This is a genomic window from Vibrio sp. HM8-C, assembly GCF_058630515.1.
On sequence record NZ_JBMMKS010000001.1, the window covers coordinates 500,280 to 519,813 of the forward strand.

Here is a 19,534-nt window from a genome sequence, read left to right on the forward strand (position 1 = left end):
TTTCCTTATTGTTCAGTGTGGGCGAGGAGTAAAGGCAGCCATACTCGCATATTTGTGTATTGACCGAGTTCGGACTCAACATCGATCCAACCATTGTGCTGATGCATTATTTGCTGGCAAATAGAAAGCCCAATACCTAGGCCGAAATTGCCTTCGCGTTTCGTTGTATAGTTAAGCTCGAATATTTTTTCTTTAATGTCTTCTGAAATACCATGACCGTTATCTTTGAAACTTATGACGGCATAAGTTTGCCCTTCTTTTTCTTCGATAGCAGAGCGGATTTCCAATATCCCTCTTTCAGGGAAAGCGTCTATCGCATTTGAAATTAAGTTCGTCCAAACTTGTTGGAGCGCAATCGGAAGGCAACGAATGGGTGGGATTTCTGAATACTCTTTGATTAATTTGTGCAGCTTTAGCCGATTTTCAAAGATAACCAGTGTATCTTCAATACCTTCATGGATATCAACCAGATGGAATGTTTCATCATCGGCACGAGCGTAACCTTTTAAGCTTTTAACCATGTCGGTGATCCGTTGTGCGCATACTTTAATAGAGCGAAGCGTGGCGCCAGTTAGATGATAACGCTCGAGTGATTCCAAATCCTTCAACATCGCCTCGGGATTAGCTTTGGCTTGTTTAACCGAATCTTCTTGGCTATTTAAGCCTAGCTTAACCATTTTTTTGGCTAGCAGGCGATGGTGTATTTGGGCTTCCAATTGCTTGGCGAGCTCTCGCTCTTCTGACGTCGACATGGGCTTTGCTGTCAATGCTGCTTTAAGCATTTGGGCGCCTTGACGATTAGTTGTTGAATCAGAATATGATTCAACAATACTTTCAATGTTATTGGAAAGTGTGTCAGTGCCTCTTAGTATTGCTGACACCGGATTATTCAGTTCATGAGCTACACCTGCAACCAACTGTCCAAGCATCGCCATTTTCTCGCCTTCGATCAGCTGTTGGTGTGCGGATTCCAAAGACTCAAGGGTTTCTTGCAGCTGTATTTTCGTATTGATGCTTCTTTGCAGACGTCGGTTAAAATGGCGTAATAAAAGGTTGGTAAAAAGAGGCAGCAAACTGGTGTTTGTATGCATGACTTTAGCGAAAACGTCTCGGTCTAGCTTGATAACCTCTGTTTTAGTCAGCGTTATTGCTGTTGAAAAAGAACTCTCACCGGTCACGAAAGACATACCACCTACAATATTTCCTTTTTTATGCCTAACAACTTCTCTTTGCTGGCCGTGTTTGTCCTTTTTGTACAGTGCGACTTCGCCTTCAGTAATGAACCACAAAAAGCGGTTCTCCTTTCCTTCGACGGTGAGCAAATGGTCGGCAGAATAGGTTCTACATGCTTTGGTGTCATCTTGCTTTTCAAAGAACTGATAAAGAGCACCTATCACTTGGTCTGCAAGTTCTGCATCGGATAGCTGGTGGTATTCAGTGATAAAGCCTTGGCGGTAGGAGTGCATTTTATTGTCGATATGCGAACGCAGTAACCTTTGCTGATCGAGCACGCTGCTGTAATGAAGCGCGTTATCTTTATCATTTTCCAATACATAGGTAGTGAGCTCTTGGACGACTGTCTTATAGAGCACATTGTTTTGCAGTGGTTTGGTTAAGCAGTAGTCAAGACGTCCTTCGTTTACAGCGCTGACTATCGCTTGAATATCCTGTCCGCAACTGATGAGAACTTTTCGGGCATTCTTGGTATTTTCCATTCTATCTAGATGAATCAGGAAATCTGCGCCGTTTAAATTCTCGTTATGGCTAGCGATGACTAATGCCACAGTCTGATTTTGTGATTCCAAATACTCGAGTGCCTGCTGTGCCTCGTCAAAAGAATCAGCTGTGTGCAGGTCAAACTTAGTGGCGAACGAGCGCAGTTCTTGCCGCCATTGTTCGATACTAATCGGGTTGTTATCTAAGCAGAGTAGGGCGTATTGATTCACGGTGCTCTCATCATATTGAAATCTGACCGCTTTACTCTAGCAAGCGGTGTGAAAACGAACTGAGAGCGAGGTTTTAGAATGCCAAATCAGAGTCAATTATCATCAACACTTTGAGTATACAAACTTCTTTACAATCAATTCACTGACCGTTGCCTTGAGATAGCCGAACCTTATGGGTAGACTGCATGAAACACGTTGGGAACTTCCATATATGAAAAAATTGAAATTAGTTGGCGCAGTGGGTGGTGCTATTTCGCTAGCATTGTGTTGGCCTTTAGCTGTTGGGCAAATTGGTCAAAATGTTATTACTGATGGTCTGAAACATGTCAGCAATGACGAAATATCTGCGGAGCTGATCAGTTACGATCGCGGATACCTTTCTTCGCGTGTACAAACTCGGTTTAGCGTGACAAGTCCAGTTCTGAAACAACAGATGATGGCAGAAGGCATCCCAACAGAAGTTACTGTTAACAGTGATGTTCACCATGGTCTGGTGGGTATTACTGCAGTATCCACTTTCCCTGATTATCCTGAGTCTCCTCTAGTGATAAACAGTACAACGCAACTGAATGGCAATACGAGCTATTCTTCTAAGCTTGATAATTGGCATTTCCAAAGCGAAGGTCCAGATTCCGTCGCTATATCGATTCTTTCTTCTGAATTGACTGGCACTGTGACCACATTAGGTAAAGTGGACTTTAATATTTCTATTCCTTCCATTGCATTGAATTTTGCGACGGGTGAGAACATGCTGCTGACCGATTTAAACGGTCATGGTGATGGGAAGCAAGATGCGGGCTTTTGGATTGGAAAGCAAAACGTCAATCTTGGTTCTTTAACCGTAGATGATGGGTTAGGAACGACCCTGTTTGCTATTAACAATACTTCTTATCAGTTTGAATCGAAGCTAGATGCTGAACAAGCTCGTTTTACCAGCAATCACAAGATTAATGTTGAGCAATTAACTTTTGAGGACGGTGAAGTAAACGATGTTCAGGTAGATTTCACTTTGGGTGATGCAGACAGTGCTGCTTTCTTAGCGCTTTCTAATATCTATCAAAGCAATCCGTATCTGGATGCTAATGATATTCAAAAAGCGATGCCACATATTGATGCATTGTTCTCCAAAGGTTTCTTTGTCAGTATGAATCCTTTAGCTTTAACGCTTGGCGAAGGTGAGTTTAAGTCAAATATGACTCTGACAATCCCTGAAGGTACTAGTAGTGTTTCTAAAGACCCAAGTATCGTTTTATCTGCACTCACTGGCAGTTTGGAAGCGTTTGTTTCAAATCAACTGGTTTTGGATTATCCAACTATTCAGCAAGGTGTGGATGAACTGTTGCTAATGGAAATGATGACTCAAAACGACCAAGGTTATCAGTTAAATGCTGATATCAAAGAAGGGAATGTGGTCTTCTCTAATGGTCATCAAGTGCCACTTTTTGCGTTGTTTATGTCGGCGATGATGGCACGTTAATCTCGCTACACATCCTAAAGTCTTTGAAATTTAGATTAGTTGAAGAAAAGAGGTCGAAAGACCTCTTTTCTTGCTTTTTATCCGATGAAAAAAGTGGTATTAATCACACTCATCATCGATAGCAGGAGCAAGGAACACATGGAGCCGAAAACGGACACTGTTTATAACTTTAGTGCTGGTCCAGCAGCGTTACCAAAAGCCGTGATGGAAAAAGCACAGGCTGAATTTGTTAATTGGAACGGCATGGGCGTTTCGGTTATGGAAATTAGCCACCGTAGTAAACCTTTCATCAAGGTGGCAGAAGAAGCTGAACAAGATTTACGCGATCTTCTAAATATCCCAGACAACTATAAAGTACTATTTTGCCAAGGTGGCGCACGTGCACAATTTGCAGCAGTGCCGCTAAACCTCATGGGTAATGCGAAGAAAGCAACTTATATTGATGGTGGATACTGGGCAGAAAGCGCAGTAAATGAAGCTCAAAAATATTGCGAAACGGACGTTTTTGACGCGAAAGTGCAAAAAGATGGCAAAATTGCCATTTTACCTGCGAGCGAATGGAAAATTGATCCAGAAGCGGCTTATGTTCACTTCTGTCCAAACGAAACTATTGATGGTATCGAGATTAACGATCTACCAGTAACCGATAAACCAATCGTTGCTGATATGTCTTCAACCATTCTTTCTCGTGAAATTGATGTGTCGAAATACGGTGTTATTTACGCTGGTGCGCAGAAAAATATTGGTCCTGCTGGTATCTGTATCGCGATCGTACGTGATGATTTATTAGGACTAGCAAGTGATTTAGTACCGGGTATTTTGAATTACAAATTGTTGGCAGAACAAGATTCAATGTTCAACACACCACCGACTTACGCTTGGTATTTGTCAGGTTTGGTATTTAAGTGGTTGAAAGAGCAAGGTGGCGTAAAAGCGATTGAGAAAATCAACCGCGAAAAAGCAGCATTACTATACGATTACGTTGATTCGTCAGATTTTTACCGCAACGGTATTCATCCAGACAACCGTTCTCTAATGAATGTGCCATTCCAATTAGCGAAGCCAGAGTTAGACGGTACTTTCTTAGAGTTGGCTGAAGCACGTGGTTTAACGTCACTAAAAGGTCACCGAGTGGTTGGTGGCATGCGAGCGTCAATTTACAACGCAATGACTCTTGAAGGTGTTCAAGCACTTGTTTCGTTTATGAAAGAGTTCGAAGCGCAGTACGCTTAAATCGCTCTGAAAAAACAGTTAATAAAAAGCGCAGCCCGAGAGCTGCGCTTTTTTATGCTTTGCGGTTAACGAATACGTTATTGAGTTCGTTGAGAAGGTCGGCTCTGACCTTTACCTTTGTTCGCATTTGGTCGAGCGCCGCTCTGTGGGCGAGCATTTCCTTGAGGACGACTGCTGCCTTGTGAATTACTAGTACCTTGTGAGCTGCCGTAGGAACCTTTTCCACCTGATTTGTTGTTGCCTGATGCTTTGTTTCCACGTGGATTCTCGCCACGATTGTTTTCTTTACGGCTATTTTCACCACGGCCGCCATCACCACGACTATTGTCACCACGAAGTGCATCAAAACCCGGTTGAGTTTTTGTATGCTTTGTCGCGAAGCGGTTTGAACCATGACGGCCAGATTTACGACGTTGCGCAGGTGTGAGCTTGTCGCTGTCTTCCGAAGGTACCAAACAGCCTGGCTTATCACCGATAAGGTGTTTTTTACCCATGTTAATCAACGCTTCACGAATCAACGGCCAGTTTAGTGGGTCGTGATAACGAAGCAGTGCTTTGTGCAGACGTCTTTGACGGTCACCTTTTGGTACAGTGACTTCCTCACGCTTTTTGTACTTCACACGTTTAAGCGGGTTCACTTCAGAGTGATACATCGCTGTTGCATTACACATTGGTGATGGGTAGAAGTTCTGTACTTGGTCACACTCATAATCACGGCTTTTTAGCCAAAGCGCCAAGTTCACCATGTCTTCATCTTCAGTACCTGGGTGTGCAGAGATGAAATAAGGAATAAGGTATTGTTTCTTGCCTGCTTCCGCACTGTATTTATCAAATAGCTCTTTAAAGCGGTCAAATGTACCCATACCTGGCTTCATCATCAGATCCAGCGGGTTCTTTTCCGTATGTTCAGGAGCAATCTTCAGATAACCACCTACGTGGTGCGTCACAAGCTCTTTGACGTATTCTGGAGATTCAATGGCTAAGTCGTAACGGACGCCAGACGCGATCATCACTTTCTTAATACCTTCCACTTTGCGTGCTTCACGATACAAATCGATAGTGTGCTTGTGGTCTGTATTTAACTTATGACAGATACCAGGGAAAACACATGAAGGACGACGACAGTTTGCTTCCGCTTTAGGATCTGAACAACCCAAACGGTACATGTTAGCTGTTGGTCCGCCGAGATCCGAAATCGTGCCAGTAAAGCCCGGTACTTTATCGCGAATCTCTTTTAGTTCGTTGATGATAGATTCTTTTGAGCGGTTCTGAATGATTCGTCCTTCGTGCTCTGTAATTGAACAGAAAGAACAGCCACCAAAACAGCCACGCATAATGTTGACTGACGTTTTAATCATGTCATACGCAGGAATCTTATCTTTGCCGTATTTAGGGTGAGGCACACGTGCGTATGGTAAATCAAACACATAGTCCATTTCTTCTGTAGTTAATGGAATCGGAGCTTGGTTTACCCATAGTTCGCGGTTGCCGTGGCTTTGAATCAGAGCACGACCAGAGTACGGGTTTGTTTCTAAATGCAGTACGCGGCTTGCGTGAGCATAAAGAATACGGTCATTCAGTAACTTTTCATACGAAGGCAGACGTACAGCAGTTGTTTTCGCATCATGGCGGGAAGGGCGAACCGTAATCGGTTTTGCTTCTTCTTCGTCTTTTTTGGTTTCACACTGAGTTTCAATTTCGTACGGGTTTGTTGGTACAAATGGCGTACTAGGTTTGTCAATGCGTGATGAGTCAATGACTTTGAAGCCTTCAGGTACGGCTGCAAGGTTGACTGCTGTGCCGCGGACATTAATAAGATCGCTAATAGACTCACCATCAGCTAGTCGGTGTGCCACTTCTACCAGAGCGCGTTCTGCGTTACCAAACAAAAGAATGTCGGCTTTTGCATCAAACAGTACTGAACGACGAACTTTGTCAGACCAATAATCATAGTGAGAAACACGACGAAGGCTAGCTTCAATACCACCTAGAACAATAGGTACATCTTTATACGCTTCACGGCAGCGTTGAGAATAAACCAAGGTTGCACGATCAGGGCGTTTGCCGCCTTCATTGTTTGGCGTGTATGCATCATCATGGCGCAGCTTTCTATCTGACGTATAACGGTTGATCATGGAGTCCATGTTACCTGCTGTTACGCCGAAGAAGAGATTGGGTTTGCCTAACGCCATAAATGCGTCTTTGTTCTGCCATTCTGGCTGCGCAATGATACCGACGCGGAAACCTTGAGCTTCTAACAGACGTCCGATAATTGCCATACCAAAACTTGGGTGATCGACATAGGCGTCACCAGTTACAATAATAATGTCACAGCTATCCCATCCAAGCGCATCCATCTCTTTACGGCTGGTAGGTAAAAAGCGTGCCGTACCGAAGCATTCTGCCCAGTACTTTTTGTGTTGATGGATAGGAGTAATATTGCTGTACATATTTTGACCTTGTATTTGAGAGGTGCGCATTATAGCGACTTGAACATGGAGTATCTAGCGGAACATCACCTCATCTTTGTTGGGGATTTTTCTATGTTGATAAAGATAGGAAAGTCCGCGGAGATAGGAAAGATAACTGGGCTTTGCTATTATCGCCCTCTATTAAATCGGGCTTAGTTATTTGAAATTATGGTTTATTCACTACTCTCTGTTTTCGCTCCTATGCTTTTAGGTGCTCAAATTATTTTGACGATGATTTTGGTCAAAGGTGAAATTTGTCCTGGTCAACGTGGACGTTTGCATAAGGTTTTACCTTCTTTAGGTGTACTTTGGTTGGCGGTCGCTTCTATTAAAATTGAAGCATTTATGGTGGTTTTTGCCATTTTCTATTTCTACTCACGCGTTCAAACCACCAAAACTCGTGATGAAGGGCCGCTATGGGTTCTTTATTTAGTTAACGGTCTTTCATTGGCTTACGTCGGTATCCTCATTGGTGAAGCGCCAAGTTGGAGTGCCTCGCTTTCGCTGTTTATGATGATCTTTTTACTTGGGTCTGCTTTTGCGAACATGCTTTTGTCTATCGCTCGCAGTCGACTAGATGCCTTTCATCGAATCTTGCCTGTGGTAGGAATTTTGTCTGCAATGGCAACGACGGTATGTATTGTGCCGTTTGCTTACTCACTTGAAAGTGAAGCGCTAGCTGAACTTACTATGCCGCTGCTTATTAGTTTTAGCTTGTTGATTGCAGGAATTGTATTTTGGAGCTGGCATATCATTACCGCGAAGAAACCGGAAAAAGGCCAGTTAACGGTAGCTTTCTTATTGGTACTGCTAGCTTGTACCGGCTTTCATAGCTTGTATCTGATTCAATAGTTGGAATTTTAATCCCTAGAACAAAATCACTTTTCTTGTGAGAAATCCAGACTAGGCTTAATAAGTGGGTTTTGTTCAAAGGAGTGCCAATATGGATCTGAGCAACGTTAATAAACTAGACAGTATTATTCTCTTAGGGATAGTGAACGAGAAGTTGCGCTTAGAGTGTGACAGTTTGGATGAGCTTGTTTCTACTTATGAGATGGATGTTGAAAACGTGGTTGGTAAATTAAGTCATCTCGGTTTTCGCTATGATCCATTGACCAACCAGTTCAAATCTTCTGGTCGCTAAGTTTAATCGCATTTTTAAGCCATCTTGATCCCTTCGAGGTGGCTTTTGCATTGTTGTCGCGCAGTAGCGAAAAAGGTTTGCAAGTAACGCTTCTCTTTATCGCTGTTGCGAACAGCGGCGAATAGCCGACGCCATAAACCGTTACCAAGTGGTTTACTGGTGATTAATCCTTGGCGAGAAAATTCACTGATCGCCCAGTTTGGCAGTGCGGCAACGCCCAACCCTGCTGATACCATCTGTACCAACATCAATGTGTTGTCTGCTTGTTTCCATTTTGCTGGCTCTACGCCTGCAGGCTGAAGGAAGTGCTTCACCACATCTAAACGCTGCTTTTGTACTGGGTAACTCAGTAGAGTTTGATCGGCAATATCTTCAGGAGCGATCCACTCTTTATTAGCAAGAGGGTGATTCGTTGCAGTGATTAAGCGCATTTCAAAATCAAACAGTGGTTCATAATGCACTTCAGAGCGAGGAAGAATGTCTGAAGTAATCACTAAATCTAACTCACCAGCCAACAGAGCAGGAAGTGGTTCAAAACCAAAACCCGAAGAAAAATCCAAAGCAACACTTGGCCATGCAACTTGGTATTCTCTTAACGCAGGCATAAGCCACTGGAAGCAGGAGTGGCACTCAATAGCCATATGCAGGCGACCATTTACATCCTCTTTCAAACTGGCAAGTTCATTTTCGGCTTTGGCAATTCTTGGCAAGATATCGTCTGCAAGTTTAAGCAGTATTTCGCCTTCGGAAGTAAATTTGACCGGTCGGGTTTTACGTAGGAATAGTTGGCCACCAAGCCTAGCTTCAAGGTCTTTAATCTGATGCGAAAGGGCAGATTGAGTCAAATGCAGCGATGTTGCAGTGGAGGTCAGTGACCCTGTATCACGCAGTGACGCAATCGTTCTTAAATGTTTTAGCTCTAACATGAGAAATCCTCATCATTCCTTAAGCATCATGAATTTATACCTAAGTTACGCTCTTTTTTTGGAGCTGTAAACATCTAGACGTCTATTTGAGAATTTAACTAGGTGTCAGTTTAAGCTGTAAGTGTGTAGGTTTTGCGTTGTGAGTCTTTTCTTATTTTGATGTCGTCCTTGAGGTTTGAGTCTGTGTTGTTTAGATATATTTCAATTTAAACAAAGAGTTACATTGAATTTCCTACGGCTTTGATATTTCTTGGAAGTTAGGTTAATCGACTGAGCTTCAGTTAACATCCGCCTTCGCTCCTATTTAGTTGGTTTTTTATCTTAAGGTTACACACATGACTAATACTTTGATGAAATTTGCTGTTGATGATGGTTCAACAAACGTAAAAGTAAGTTGGTTGGCTGACGGTGAAATTAAAAGTTTGGTGTCACCAAACTCATTTAGAAAAGATTGGAAGAGTGCAGCGTTAAGAAACGATAAAAAAGTCTACAACTACACCATTGATGGCTTTAAATACACTTACGATGCAACGTCTGATAAAGCACTTGAAACAACACACGTTGATTATCAGTATGACGATTTGAACCTACTGGCGGTTCATCATGCACTTCTACAAACGGGTTTAGAGCCTTGTAACGTATCTCTGGTTGTGACTTTACCGATCACCGAATACTACCGTTTTGAAGATTGCCAAAAGAATGAAAAGAACATTGAACGTAAGCGTCAAAACCTGATGCGCGAAATTTCACTGAACAAAGGTGAAACGTTCAACGTGGTAGAAGTTGAGGTGATGCCTGAAAGTTTACCAGCCGTGTTATCAACGCTAGTGAACTCCAACTGCAATGAGTTTACTCGCTCACTTGTCATTGACTTAGGCGGAACAACGTTAGACATGGGTATCGTTGTCGGTGAGTTCGATGAAGTGTCTGGCGTCTACGGCAACAACGAGATTGGTGTATCTATGGTCACTAACACCGTTCGCAAAGCATTGGCGTTTGCGGACAGTGACTCAAGTTACTTAGTGGCTAACGAACTAATCCGCCGTCGACATGATGATGAATTTGCATCGGAAGTGATCAACGACGAATCTCAAATCGAGATGGTTCGTGAAAAAATGAACGCGAAAATTCACGAACTTGGCAAACAAGTCGTCACCGAAGCGAAGAAATTTGCTAAAAACCCTAACCGAGTTTATTTGGTTGGCGGCGGTGCAACGTTGATTTTTGATGCGGTAAAAGAAGCGTATCCAACGTTGGGTGATCGCGTGATCCTTGTTGATAATGCACAGTCTGCACTGGCACAAGAAATGTGTTTGTATCACGCAGATGAAAACAACAGCGCAGAGGCTGGTAGTGATGAATAAACGCTTTAAACGCGTATCACTAGCGATCTACCTCGACCCACTGCAATCTATCCCTGATAGCTTTGCATATAACACCTTTATTGGTTGGTCGAAAAAGCGCAAAGAACTCGCAGCGGATGCCACCGCTGCGATGGAACTGCACCAGTTAGTCCATATTCATAAAGATATCTATATGAGTGGAATGTTTTTGCACTGCTTAAAGCCAGAATTGGCTACTAGCTTTGCAGCGGCGCTGTCCAATGATTCAATCAGCGAGCAATCACTGCTCGATATTCTGAAAGTGCACCAAATTTATCCACAAAGTGTTCAAAGCAGCATAGATGAGGGCAAAGTAGCATCCGAAAGCAAATCTATCGATGTTGATGCTGTGATTGATAACGTTTCGTCGAAGATTGAACATTTACTCGAAATGAAACTGTCAGAACACTTGTCTCAGATTGATTTCTCGGCGGGTTCAATGCCATCTGTGCCTGATTTTGCACACATCACTGAACATATGAGTTCCCAGTTGGCTCAACATCAACAATCGCTGGTGGAGCACATTGCTGCTCATGCCAATACTCAGTTTGAGAGCAAGATTGATGCACAGTCATTGAGCCAAGAAATTGTTAACTCAATGAGTGGTAAGTTTGCGGAAAACGAAAAGGCTCTGCGTGACCTCATCACGTTGATGCCAAGCTCATCTTCAAACGACATTGATACACTAGCGCTTAGCCAAGACATTGCGTCAATCATTAGTAGTCAGCTTATTGAACATCAAAAACAATTGTTAGGTAGCTCGTCGAACAGCGCGCAGATGCAACCTGTTGACCAGCAGGCTTTGAGTCATGATATTGCTATGGCGATTGGCGATAAGCTTGACCATAGCCAGCAAATATCTGAACTAAAGAGTGTCGTGACCCAACAAAACACGCTTATCAATCAGTTAATGCAACAAATCAGGCAGCAAGGCGGTGTTGTGACGACACCTGCAAACTTTGCAGAGCCTCAAGAGTCTGTTGAAGAGCGCTTAGAAAAAGTACAGCGTTTGAAGAAGAAGGGAGTGTTTTAACCTTCGATTCTTCTAACGAATAAAAAGCCAGCTTAAGCTGGCTTTTTTTGTGGATATTATAACCGGGGTCAGCAACAACCACTTGAGTAACAATTGGTAGTAGCAATATGCATTACCTAATCCTAATAGCGAATGTTCTCAGGAATCGTGAAACTTGGTAGCTTGTTGGGTTTCGCTTGTTGTCCCTTTTTCCATGCTTGTAATTGCTGCACGTATTTTAGAATTTGAGCCACGGCTAAATACAGTTGGTTGGGAACCATTTGGTTAATTTGAGTGGTGTGGTAAATCGAACGTGTTATTTCAGGCACGATCAGAACTTCAATTTCATGTTTATCTGCCAAAGAACGTATATAGAAAGCCACTTCATCTTTTCCTTTCGCCACAACGAATGGCGCTTCTGCTTTTGAAATATCGTATTTGAGAGCCACAGCGTAGTGGGTTGGGTTCATTAGTACGACATCTGCCGTCGGTACCATTTTATTGGCAGAGTTACGCGCATACTGCATTTGAATTTGACGGCGTCGGCCTTTGACTTCTGGGCTACCTTCTTGCTGTTTATGTTCTTGTTTTAGTTCTTCTTTTGACATCATCATCTGTTTATTAAACGTCATTTTTTGATATGGCAAGTCAATCAAACCGAAAATAACCGCAACAGAAATGAGCATGATGATAAGACTTAACAAGTTACCAAAAGCAATTTGTATAACTGTCTGGAAAGAAGCTCTAACGAGTCCGCTGATGATGCCTACATTGTTGTTGATAGTGATGTACAGCAAAGAAAGAATGATGGAAATCTTGAGCACACTTTTTAAGAACTCAATAAAGGTCTGCTTTGAAAAAATGCGCTTTAAACCAGATGCTGGATTGATCTTGGAAAACTTGGGACTGATGGATTTGAAATTGAAGTTAAACCCGCCCAGAACACTACTGGCACCGACAGCTGTTAGAGTGATAAAAAGCATCATTGGGGCAAAAAGTTTAATCAGAATGAACAGCGCTTGGGCGAACATTTCGAGCATAGGATCGATATCGAAAATTGTTGTCGAGTCGAAGGTATAAGCCGTCTCGAATAACAAAAATATCGATCGCTTAAGTTCTGCACCATACATATAGAAGTAGCTGACGCCGACGATCATACAGATAGCAGTCGTAAACTCTTTGGCTCGGGCTACCTGACCTTCGGAGCGTGCCTTACTGAGTTTCTGGCTACTGGCCTGTTCGGTTTTATCCCCTTGGCTCATTTATAGACTCAATACGTAATTCATGTGGTCACGCATCTCGCTGACCATATCAAAGAAAATATCGCCGACACCAAAAATAGAGAGCATCAAAGCGATCATGCCTAACAACATGGTCATCGGGAAACCCAATGTAAAAATGTTTAATGAAGGAGCGATTTTGCCAAGGAAGCCAAAGGTGACGTTGCTAAGCATCATAGTCAACATGGCTGGAATGGCGATAATCAGCGCTGATGAAAACATCCAGCCGAACATGGTGAGGACGTGTTTAATACCTTCAAATGGATATTCAGTATCAAATGGCCACTGACGAAAACTGTCTACGAAGATATCTAAGACAATCAAATGCGCATCCAAAGAGAGGAACAGCAACATTGCAGTAATGTTGAAGATTCGCGCTGTGATCGGCACGCTCGCGCCACTGCTTGGGTCGTTCATTACCGCCATCGCTAAACCCATCTGCATGGATACCGCTTGTCCACCGATACTGAAAATATTCATAAACAGCAATACCACCATTCCAAGAATAAAGCCGAAACTAAACTGATAAATAGCAAAGACATACGCTTGGATGGAAAACGGGTTGAATGAAGGTACGTTATCAATTATCCCTGCACACATGATCGAAAAGATCATAGGTAATAAAATTCGCACCATGACAGGTACTCGCGTGTCACCGAAAAAAGGGACGATCAGAAAGAACCCTGAAAAGCGAACAAATGGCCACCAGACAAAGCCAAGCCATTCGGTAATTTGGGTAAACGTAAGATCGAGCATACAGCGTGCGCTCTATTACTGAGCCAAAGTTGGCACAGTGAAGAAAATGTATTCGAAGAACTCGGATACCTGCATGAGTAACCAGTGGCCAGCAAAAATGATGCTTAACATGGTGATGATCAGTCGCGGAAAGAAGCTCAGTGTTTGTTCGTTGATTTGGGTTACTGCTTGAATAACAGCAACCAGTAAACCGACCAACAAGCTCGGTACAATCAGAACCGATACCATAGAGACAACTACCCAAAGTGCACGAGCGACGATGGTGACGGATACTTCAGGAGTCATGATTAACCCCCAACCCAAAAGCTTTGCGACAAACTACCCAATAACATGCCCCAACCATCAACGACAACGAATACAAGTAGTTTGAATGGCAGTGAAACAATCAAGGGTGACAACATCATCATACCCATAGACATCAATACGGATGCTACAACAAGGTCGATGATCAAAAATGGCAGAAACACCATAAAGCCGATCTGAAAAGCGATTTTTAGCTCGCTGAGCACATAGGCAGGTAGCAGTACCAGAAATGGAATGTCTTCTGGTTTTTCTGCTAAAGGTTCATCCGCGATTTTAGTTACCTGTTCAAGTGTCTGCGTCTGCGTCTGAGCCAACATGTACTCGCGCAGCGGTACACTGCCTCTTTGTAGCGCGTCCACTAAAGTAATTTCGTTATTGGCATAAGGTTGGTAGGCATTGTCGTAAATGTCTGTCCAAACAGGGCGCATAATTAAAATACTGAAGATCAAAGCTAGACCAACCAGAACTTGGTTTGGTGGAGACTGTTGCAAGCCAAGAGCTTGTCTTAAGATACCTAATACGATGATGATACGTGTAAAGCAGGTACACATGATGATAAACGCTGGAATAAAACTCAGCATTGTCATCAAAATGAGGATTTGCAGTTTTACCGAGTATTCACTTGAGCCTGAAGCATCATTGATGGTGAATAAACTCAGTTCTGGTTCTGCTGCAGCTATATTTGGCAACAATAAAAAAAGGATGACTGTTAGCCATCCTAAATATTTTTTATTCATGGCTTCCACTATCAACAAGGGACAAAACTTGAACACCGTATTTGCCATCCTTAGTGATAATGCTTCCTGTACCAAATAAAACTCCGTTGATCTTGATATCAACAGGTTCACCTTCATGCTTATCAAGCATGACAACAGAAGAGGGCTCAATCGCCATTACTTCTTTGAGAGGAAGGCTGCGTCTTGAAACTTCTACTGTTACTTCAACTGGAATGTCGCGGATCATACCGATGTTCGACTTGCTTGTTGGAGCATCCAATGTGTTTGGAGCTCTGTTCGATGTTAACGCTGAATCTTGCGCATCAAAATCCAGATCATCGTTTAGCAGGTCAAGATCATCTAGTTGGTCTAAATCACTCATACTTCACTCCAAATTGAGCATGTTCATCAATCACAAGCTGACCTTTAAAAAGTGTGTTACCACTTACTTTTACGTCAATTTGTTCAGGTTTTTGCACGTTGATAATGTCTCCGACTGAGATCGCATCAAGTGCATCAATAGATAATTCTGTTCTCATCAGAATTGCACTTACGTCAACAGGTACTTGGTTCAACGTAGCAACGACATCTTTCTGATTAAATGGTCGGTATTTTCTGAGACCATTTGAAAAATATTTGAGCGACTCTTCACTAAAAGTAATAAACATTTCTTCATGTATATCACCGATAGAAAGAATGTTATTAATTCTGATATCAGTATGTTTAATTTTCTCACACTGTATGGTGTTTATTTTCTCACTTGGAAATAAACAATTAATAATCTTACTTGCAAATCGTTCGAAAAATTTTCTGTGTGAGACTGTAATAGAATTAATGCTCACATTGCTATCTGAACTATTTGTAGGAATATTCAGATGTTTGCAAAATAATTTATCCAACGTACTGATGGATAAAGAAAAAGAAATAATGCCGATATTACTTATATCTAGGCATATTTCATGTAAGTCTTCTTCAGAAGAGCCTTCATCTCGTGGCTCAACTTCGACGGATACACCATTAAATGTACCACGTAGCTGACGTTTAATTACGTTCGCATGTTCTTGAAGAAACTCAATAATCCTTTTCTTAATGGCAATTTTAGGATTGCCAATATCGGTTATTGCGATATGTTGCATGAAAATACTCCAAAGAACTAAACCGAATTATAGAGTTCGGAAATAGGCGGGCGATTATACATAAGCGAAATATTACTTCAAATGGAAAACACCTTAATAATGCTTAATATATTGCTATGTAAGGATTGTTAGGAAGAACTACGAATCAGTTTGGGATTAATCCTACATTAGATTTGAATTGAATTATTTATAATGCAGATCATTAATGTTGAATGTTTTATTTTCAGGTTGTGAATGTTTGTATGAATAACCGGGAATACATTATTAGGATTTTATTTTAGCTTTATGATCAGTTTAGACGATGCATTGGGTATTCACCCTAAGATGTTGCAATTTCGAACAGAGCGTACGTCTGTACTCGCATCGAATATTGCTAACGTAGACACGCCTAATTACAAAGCAAAAGACGTTACGTTCAATGCAGTAATGTCGGAGATTGGTGGTGTGTCATCTACCCAAATTCAAACCGATACGATGTACCGAATTCCGGTGCAGCGCAGCCGTGACGGAAACACTGTTGAGCTTCAGTCAGAGCAAGCTCGATTTGCTCAAAACAGCATGGAATACCACCAGAGTTTGCAGTTTCTAAAGTCGAAAGTATCAGGCTTAAAACGAGCGATTGAAGGTCAATAAAGGTTCTCAATAGAACCCACAGTAATTTTATTTAAGGGGCAACATGTCTTTTAACGGCATCTACGAAACATCCGGTTCAGCCATGACGGCGCAAACCATTCGTTTGAATACGATTTCCAGTAACTTGGCGAACGCTGACTCTGTGGCAAGTAATCCTAACGATGTCTACAAGCCATTGAAGCCTGTTTTTTCTGCGGCGTTCAACTCACTTTCAGCAGCACAGAAAGACCAAGGTCTTGTGCCTGTGAAAATTGCAGATGTGATTGAGATGGATGGTTTAGCGCAGACTCGTTATGAGCCGAACAACCCTTTGGCGAACGAACAAGGTTACGTCTACCACACAGGAATAAACGTAGTGAATGAAATGGCAGACATGATGTCTTCAACACGCAGTTTTGAAGCCAACGTTGAAGTACTTAATAACGTGAAATCAATGCAGCAGTCTCTAATGCGCATTTGGGAGGTTTAATCGATGACGACAGTAGTAGCGGGTGCAGATACTAGCGTGACCGTTCAATCGGCAACAACGTCAGCATCAACGGTGACAACCAATCAGAACAGTGCGGATGCGTTGTACAACCAATTCATCACGTTGATGGTGGCTCAGGTGCAAAATCAGGACCCATTAAACCCAGCAGATGGTACTGAATATGTGTCTCAGTTAGCTCAGTTTGCTCAGGTTCAAAGTACCGAGAACATGGTTACGATCCTGAACAACAACGCCATCATGATGGATAACTTACAAGTACTGACTACTGCTGACTTAGTGGGTCAAACAGTATCTGTTCGTACTGATACGTTACAAGCCGATGGTGAAAGTACTTTTGACGGTTCGATTGAACTGACTTCTGCATCAAACACAGTAACTCTGCAGTTAACTGATGCGCAGGGTAACGTAAGCAATATTGCTTTAGGTAGTCACTCTGCAGGCATGGTGGACTTCTCTATTGATACAGCAGCGTTAGGTCTAAGTGGTGATTACACCATGACGGTGTTGCTCGATGAAGGTCAAACTTACACCCCAGATATTATGCTAAACGGCACTGTTGAAATGGTCTCTATTCCATCTACTGGTGGTTCTAGTGTCTTGACTATCAACGGCATTGGCGACATCCCATTCTACGAAATTGCCTCGTTCGGGCAAAAAAGTAACAACAGTTAATAAAGAGAGTATTTTATGAGTTTTAATATTGCCCTGAGTGGCCTAAATGCCTCTAACCAAGAGCTAAACACAATTTCAAACAACATCGCTAACTCGTCAACGACTGGCTTTAAAGAGTCTCGTACTGAGTTTGGTTCTGTGTACAACGGTGGTCAAGCGGGCGGTGTTCAAGTGAACGGTATCAGCCAGAACTTTGATTCACTAGGTTCGATTGCAGGTACGGGGCGTTCGTTAGATATGGCGCTAACTGGCGGTGGCTTCTTTGTTATCCAAGAAGGCAACGGTCAGATGAGCTATACCCGTAACGGCGCATTCTCAATGGATGCAAATGGCTACATCGTTTCAAACACAGGCGGTAACTTGCAGGGTTATGCGGTTGATAACAACAATAACCTGCTTGAAGGTTCAATGGGTAACCTGAAGATTGATAGTGCTTCTCTGCCAGCAAAAGCAACAGACAGTATGACGTTTACCTCAAATCTTGATTCACGTTCAGACATCGTTGATACGGCGACCTATCCATTTGATCCATCAGACGTGAACTCTTACACCAACTCATACACGACTCCAGTTTATGACTCATTAGGTAACGAGCACACGCTGACGCAGTATTTTGTAAAAACTGCTGACAACGAATGGACGATTCATTCTGTTGTTGATGGCGACACCGCGAATATCATTACTGAATCACCAGTAACGTTTGATACAACGGGTAAGCTAACGTCTAACCCTTCATACACTGTGACGGCAAACGCAGCGGGTGCAAACCAACTTGATATCACTATCGATATCTCTTCACTAAGCCAATACGGCAGTGACTTTGTGGTTTCTCAAAACAGCGCTAATGGTTACACCGCGGGTGACTTTTCTGATATTCGTATCGAATCTAACGGTATGGTTTACGCAACCTACAGTAATGGTCAGTCTCTGCTTCAAGGACAGTTAGTTCTTGCTAACTTCACAGCACCTCAAGAGCTTCTACAAACATCAAACACTTCTTGGACGCAAACATTCGCATCTGGTAACCCAGTATACGGTGTACCGGGTACGGGTCAGTTTGGTGAGCTTGCATCGGGTGCGCTTGAAAGCTCAAACGTTGATTTAACGTCAGAACTAGTCAGCCTGATGACAGCGCAACGCAACTACCAAGCAAACACCAAAACAATTTCTACATCAGATCAACTGATGCAGTCGCTATTTAACGCAGTTTAATTATGAATCCAATTCTGTTCACCGCAGCTAAAGGTGCAGAGCGTGTGATGTTGGCTCAAGAAGTTCGAGCCAACAACTTAGCGCAAGTTAACACCGTTGGTTTTAAAGCCATTATGGAACACTCAACTCCAATGAAGATTGATGGTTCTGGCTTTGAATCTTCAACAACCACACGTACCAACTCAGCATCGAACAACTTTGCTCAGGGTACGGAAGTTCGTACTGATCGCGCGCTTGACGTGAAGATCAACGGTTCAGGTTTCTTTGCTCTAGAAGGCAAGCAAGGCGAACCGGAAGAGCTTTATACCCGAGCTGGTAACTTCAATGTGACAGCCGAAGGTAACTTGATGGTAGGCGACCGTCAGGTTCTGGGTGATGGTGGCGCAATCGTTGTTCCTGAGTATCAAGCAATCAACATCTCATCTGACGGTGTTATTAGCATCACACCTCCGGGTGGCGGCGCAGAAATGGAAGTGGCGGCTTTGAAGCTTGTTAATCCAGATTACTTCGATATGACGCTAGATCGTTCAGGTTTGTTTGTAGCTAAAGACGGCAACACACTGATGGCTGACCAAGATGTCTCTGTTCGTTCTGGTTATCTGGAATCGAGTAACGTTTCAAGTATTGATGAATTAGTTGGCATGATGTCGCTTTCTCGTCAGTACGAAATGCAAGTAAAAGCAATGGCTACAGCGTCAGAAATTGACAAGCTTGGTAACCAGCTGCTGAAAGCGTAATAAGAATT

20 protein-coding genes are annotated in these 19,534 nt (G+C 42.7%); 11 read left to right on the top strand and 9 right to left on the bottom strand.

The genetic code is table 11. From position 1 onward, the window contains the following. Positions 1-5: 5 nt before the first annotated feature. Positions 6-1,946, bottom strand: a complete 1,941-nt coding sequence (locus tag ACOSVQ_RS02280) for an ATP-binding protein (RefSeq protein WP_491980967.1) — start codon at positions 1,944-1,946, stop codon at positions 6-8. A gap of 211 nt (positions 1,947-2,157) precedes the next feature. Between ACOSVQ_RS02280 and ACOSVQ_RS02285 the strand changes: the two genes are divergently transcribed. Together ACOSVQ_RS02285 and serC are read left to right on the top strand one after the other, a co-directional pair. Then, a complete protein-coding gene (locus ACOSVQ_RS02285; RefSeq protein WP_491980968.1) occupies positions 2,158-3,423 on the top strand; it encodes a DUF945 family protein in 1,266 nt (421 codons plus the stop codon). A gap of 138 nt (positions 3,424-3,561) precedes the next feature. Then, a complete protein-coding gene (gene serC / locus ACOSVQ_RS02290) occupies positions 3,562-4,656 on the top strand; it encodes a 3-phosphoserine/phosphohydroxythreonine transaminase (RefSeq protein WP_491980970.1) in 1,095 nt (364 codons plus the stop codon). Between the two features lie 77 nt (positions 4,657-4,733). On the opposite strand, the gene ACOSVQ_RS02295 is transcribed toward serC, so the two are convergent. Continuing rightward, on the bottom strand, positions 4,734-7,106 hold the full coding sequence (locus tag ACOSVQ_RS02295) for a YgiQ family radical SAM protein (protein ID WP_491980971.1): 2,373 nt from the start codon (positions 7,104-7,106) through the stop codon (positions 4,734-4,736). 189 nt (positions 7,107-7,295) lie between these two features. On the opposite strand from ACOSVQ_RS02295, the gene ACOSVQ_RS02300 reads away from it, so the two are divergent. Together ACOSVQ_RS02300 and ACOSVQ_RS02305 are read left to right on the top strand one after the other, a co-directional pair. Further along, positions 7,296-7,979: an HI_1241 family integral membrane domain gene (locus ACOSVQ_RS02300; RefSeq protein WP_491980972.1), complete on the top strand. Its 684-nt coding sequence runs from the start codon at positions 7,296-7,298 to the stop codon at positions 7,977-7,979. A gap of 91 nt (positions 7,980-8,070) precedes the next feature. Further along, positions 8,071-8,271 carry a DUF4250 domain-containing protein gene (locus ACOSVQ_RS02305; protein ID WP_165311063.1) on the top strand — a complete coding sequence of 67 codons (201 nt, stop codon included), beginning with the start codon at positions 8,071-8,073 and terminating at the stop codon, positions 8,269-8,271. Positions 8,272-8,285: 14 nt separating this feature from the next. On the opposite strand, the gene metR is transcribed toward ACOSVQ_RS02305, so the two are convergent. Continuing rightward, the gene (gene metR / locus ACOSVQ_RS02310; protein ID WP_491980975.1) at positions 8,286-9,197 is read right to left on the bottom strand and encodes an HTH-type transcriptional regulator MetR; all 912 of its coding nucleotides are present in this window, start codon (positions 9,195-9,197) and stop codon (positions 8,286-8,288) included. A 335-nt stretch (positions 9,198-9,532) separates the two neighbouring features. Here metR and parM point away from each other — a divergent pair, with 335 nt between their 5' ends. Beyond that, a complete protein-coding gene (gene parM / locus ACOSVQ_RS02315) occupies positions 9,533-10,561 on the top strand; it encodes a plasmid segregation protein ParM domain-containing protein (protein WP_491980976.1) in 1,029 nt (342 codons plus the stop codon). Continuing rightward, positions 10,554-11,612, top strand: coding sequence for a hypothetical protein (locus tag ACOSVQ_RS02320; protein ID WP_491980977.1), 1,059 nt, complete (start codon positions 10,554-10,556; stop codon positions 11,610-11,612). Before parM ends, ACOSVQ_RS02320 begins: the two co-directional genes overlap by 8 nt. 122 nt (positions 11,613-11,734) lie before the next feature. Here the strand turns inward: ACOSVQ_RS02320 and flhB are convergent, their stop codons facing one another. From flhB to ACOSVQ_RS02350, 6 genes are read right to left on the bottom strand one after another with little or no spacing between them, the layout of a single operon-like run. Next, positions 11,735-12,853: a flagellar biosynthesis protein FlhB gene (gene flhB / locus ACOSVQ_RS02325; RefSeq protein WP_491980978.1), complete on the bottom strand. Its 1,119-nt coding sequence runs from the start codon at positions 12,851-12,853 to the stop codon at positions 11,735-11,737. Further along, positions 12,854-13,627 carry a flagellar biosynthetic protein FliR gene (gene fliR / locus ACOSVQ_RS02330; RefSeq protein ID WP_491980980.1) on the bottom strand — a complete coding sequence of 258 codons (774 nt, stop codon included), beginning with the start codon at positions 13,625-13,627 and terminating at the stop codon, positions 12,854-12,856. Positions 13,628-13,642: 15 nt separating this feature from the next. Continuing rightward, positions 13,643-13,912 (bottom strand): flagellar biosynthetic protein FliQ, encoded by a 270-nt coding sequence (locus ACOSVQ_RS02335; RefSeq protein WP_165311069.1) that lies wholly within the window; start codon positions 13,910-13,912, stop codon positions 13,643-13,645. 2 nt (positions 13,913-13,914) lie between these two features. After that, on the bottom strand, positions 13,915-14,667 hold the full coding sequence (fliP, locus tag ACOSVQ_RS02340) for a flagellar type III secretion system pore protein FliP (protein ID WP_491980983.1): 753 nt from the start codon (positions 14,665-14,667) through the stop codon (positions 13,915-13,917). Further along, positions 14,660-15,028, bottom strand: a complete 369-nt coding sequence (locus ACOSVQ_RS02345) for a FliM/FliN family flagellar motor switch protein (protein ID WP_491980984.1) — start codon at positions 15,026-15,028, stop codon at positions 14,660-14,662. The genes fliP and ACOSVQ_RS02345 overlap by 8 nt, the downstream gene beginning before the upstream one ends. Then, positions 15,021-15,782 carry a FliM/FliN family flagellar motor switch protein gene (locus ACOSVQ_RS02350; RefSeq protein ID WP_491980985.1) on the bottom strand — a complete coding sequence of 254 codons (762 nt, stop codon included), beginning with the start codon at positions 15,780-15,782 and terminating at the stop codon, positions 15,021-15,023. The genes ACOSVQ_RS02345 and ACOSVQ_RS02350 overlap by 8 nt, the downstream gene beginning before the upstream one ends. Before the next feature lie 285 nt (positions 15,783-16,067). Here ACOSVQ_RS02350 and flgB point away from each other — a divergent pair, with 285 nt between their 5' ends. The 5 genes from flgB to ACOSVQ_RS02375 are packed head-to-tail and all read left to right on the top strand — an operon-like array spanning position 16,068 to position 19,526. After that, the gene (gene flgB, locus ACOSVQ_RS02355; protein ID WP_491980987.1) at positions 16,068-16,415 is read left to right on the top strand and encodes a flagellar basal body rod protein FlgB; all 348 of its coding nucleotides are present in this window, start codon (positions 16,068-16,070) and stop codon (positions 16,413-16,415) included. A 43-nt stretch (positions 16,416-16,458) separates the two neighbouring features. Then, on the top strand, positions 16,459-16,884 hold the full coding sequence (gene flgC / locus ACOSVQ_RS02360) for a flagellar basal body rod protein FlgC (RefSeq protein WP_491980988.1): 426 nt from the start codon (positions 16,459-16,461) through the stop codon (positions 16,882-16,884). Positions 16,885-16,887: 3 nt separating this feature from the next. Next, positions 16,888-17,577, top strand: coding sequence for a flagellar hook capping FlgD N-terminal domain-containing protein (locus tag ACOSVQ_RS02365; protein ID WP_491980989.1), 690 nt, complete (start codon positions 16,888-16,890; stop codon positions 17,575-17,577). Between the two features lie 15 nt (positions 17,578-17,592). Further along, complete coding sequence (flgE, locus tag ACOSVQ_RS02370; protein ID WP_491980990.1) at positions 17,593-18,789, top strand: flagellar hook protein FlgE; 1,197 nt, start codon at positions 17,593-17,595, stop codon at positions 18,787-18,789. Between the two features lie 2 nt (positions 18,790-18,791). Further along, positions 18,792-19,526, top strand: a complete 735-nt coding sequence (locus tag ACOSVQ_RS02375) for a flagellar basal body rod protein FlgF (RefSeq protein ID WP_491980991.1) — start codon at positions 18,792-18,794, stop codon at positions 19,524-19,526. Positions 19,527-19,534 lie beyond the last annotated feature (8 nt).

What these genes read in the sequence shown, in the direction of transcription:
- ACOSVQ_RS02285 (WP_491980968.1), top strand. Translation starts at nt 2,158, where the DNA reads ATGAAAAAATTGAAATTAGTTGGCGCAGTGGGTGGTGCTATTTCGCTA.
- serC (WP_491980970.1), top strand. Translation starts at nt 3,562, where the DNA reads ATGGAGCCGAAAACGGACACTGTTTATAACTTTAGTGCTGGTCCAGCA.
- ACOSVQ_RS02295 (WP_491980971.1), bottom strand. Translation starts at nt 7,106, where the DNA reads ATGTACAGCAATATTACTCCTATCCATCAACACAAAAAGTACTGGGCA.
- ACOSVQ_RS02300 (WP_491980972.1), top strand. Translation starts at nt 7,296, where the DNA reads ATGGTTTATTCACTACTCTCTGTTTTCGCTCCTATGCTTTTAGGTGCT.
- ACOSVQ_RS02305 (WP_165311063.1), top strand. Translation starts at nt 8,071, where the DNA reads ATGGATCTGAGCAACGTTAATAAACTAGACAGTATTATTCTCTTAGGG.
- metR (WP_491980975.1), bottom strand. Translation starts at nt 9,197, where the DNA reads ATGTTAGAGCTAAAACATTTAAGAACGATTGCGTCACTGCGTGATACA.
- parM (WP_491980976.1), top strand. Translation starts at nt 9,533, where the DNA reads ATGACTAATACTTTGATGAAATTTGCTGTTGATGATGGTTCAACAAAC.
- ACOSVQ_RS02320 (WP_491980977.1), top strand. Translation starts at nt 10,554, where the DNA reads ATGAATAAACGCTTTAAACGCGTATCACTAGCGATCTACCTCGACCCA.
- flhB (WP_491980978.1), bottom strand. Translation starts at nt 12,853, where the DNA reads ATGAGCCAAGGGGATAAAACCGAACAGGCCAGTAGCCAGAAACTCAGT.
- fliR (WP_491980980.1), bottom strand. Translation starts at nt 13,627, where the DNA reads ATGCTCGATCTTACGTTTACCCAAATTACCGAATGGCTTGGCTTTGTC.
- ACOSVQ_RS02335 (WP_165311069.1), bottom strand. Translation starts at nt 13,912, where the DNA reads ATGACTCCTGAAGTATCCGTCACCATCGTCGCTCGTGCACTTTGGGTA.
- fliP (WP_491980983.1), bottom strand. Translation starts at nt 14,667, where the DNA reads ATGAATAAAAAATATTTAGGATGGCTAACAGTCATCCTTTTTTTATTG.
- ACOSVQ_RS02345 (WP_491980984.1), bottom strand. Translation starts at nt 15,028, where the DNA reads ATGAGTGATTTAGACCAACTAGATGATCTTGACCTGCTAAACGATGAT.
- ACOSVQ_RS02350 (WP_491980985.1), bottom strand. Translation starts at nt 15,782, where the DNA reads ATGCAACATATCGCAATAACCGATATTGGCAATCCTAAAATTGCCATT.
- flgB (WP_491980987.1), top strand. Translation starts at nt 16,068, where the DNA reads ATGATCAGTTTAGACGATGCATTGGGTATTCACCCTAAGATGTTGCAA.
- flgC (WP_491980988.1), top strand. Translation starts at nt 16,459, where the DNA reads ATGTCTTTTAACGGCATCTACGAAACATCCGGTTCAGCCATGACGGCG.
- ACOSVQ_RS02365 (WP_491980989.1), top strand. Translation starts at nt 16,888, where the DNA reads ATGACGACAGTAGTAGCGGGTGCAGATACTAGCGTGACCGTTCAATCG.
- flgE (WP_491980990.1), top strand. Translation starts at nt 17,593, where the DNA reads ATGAGTTTTAATATTGCCCTGAGTGGCCTAAATGCCTCTAACCAAGAG.
- ACOSVQ_RS02375 (WP_491980991.1), top strand. Translation starts at nt 18,792, where the DNA reads ATGAATCCAATTCTGTTCACCGCAGCTAAAGGTGCAGAGCGTGTGATG.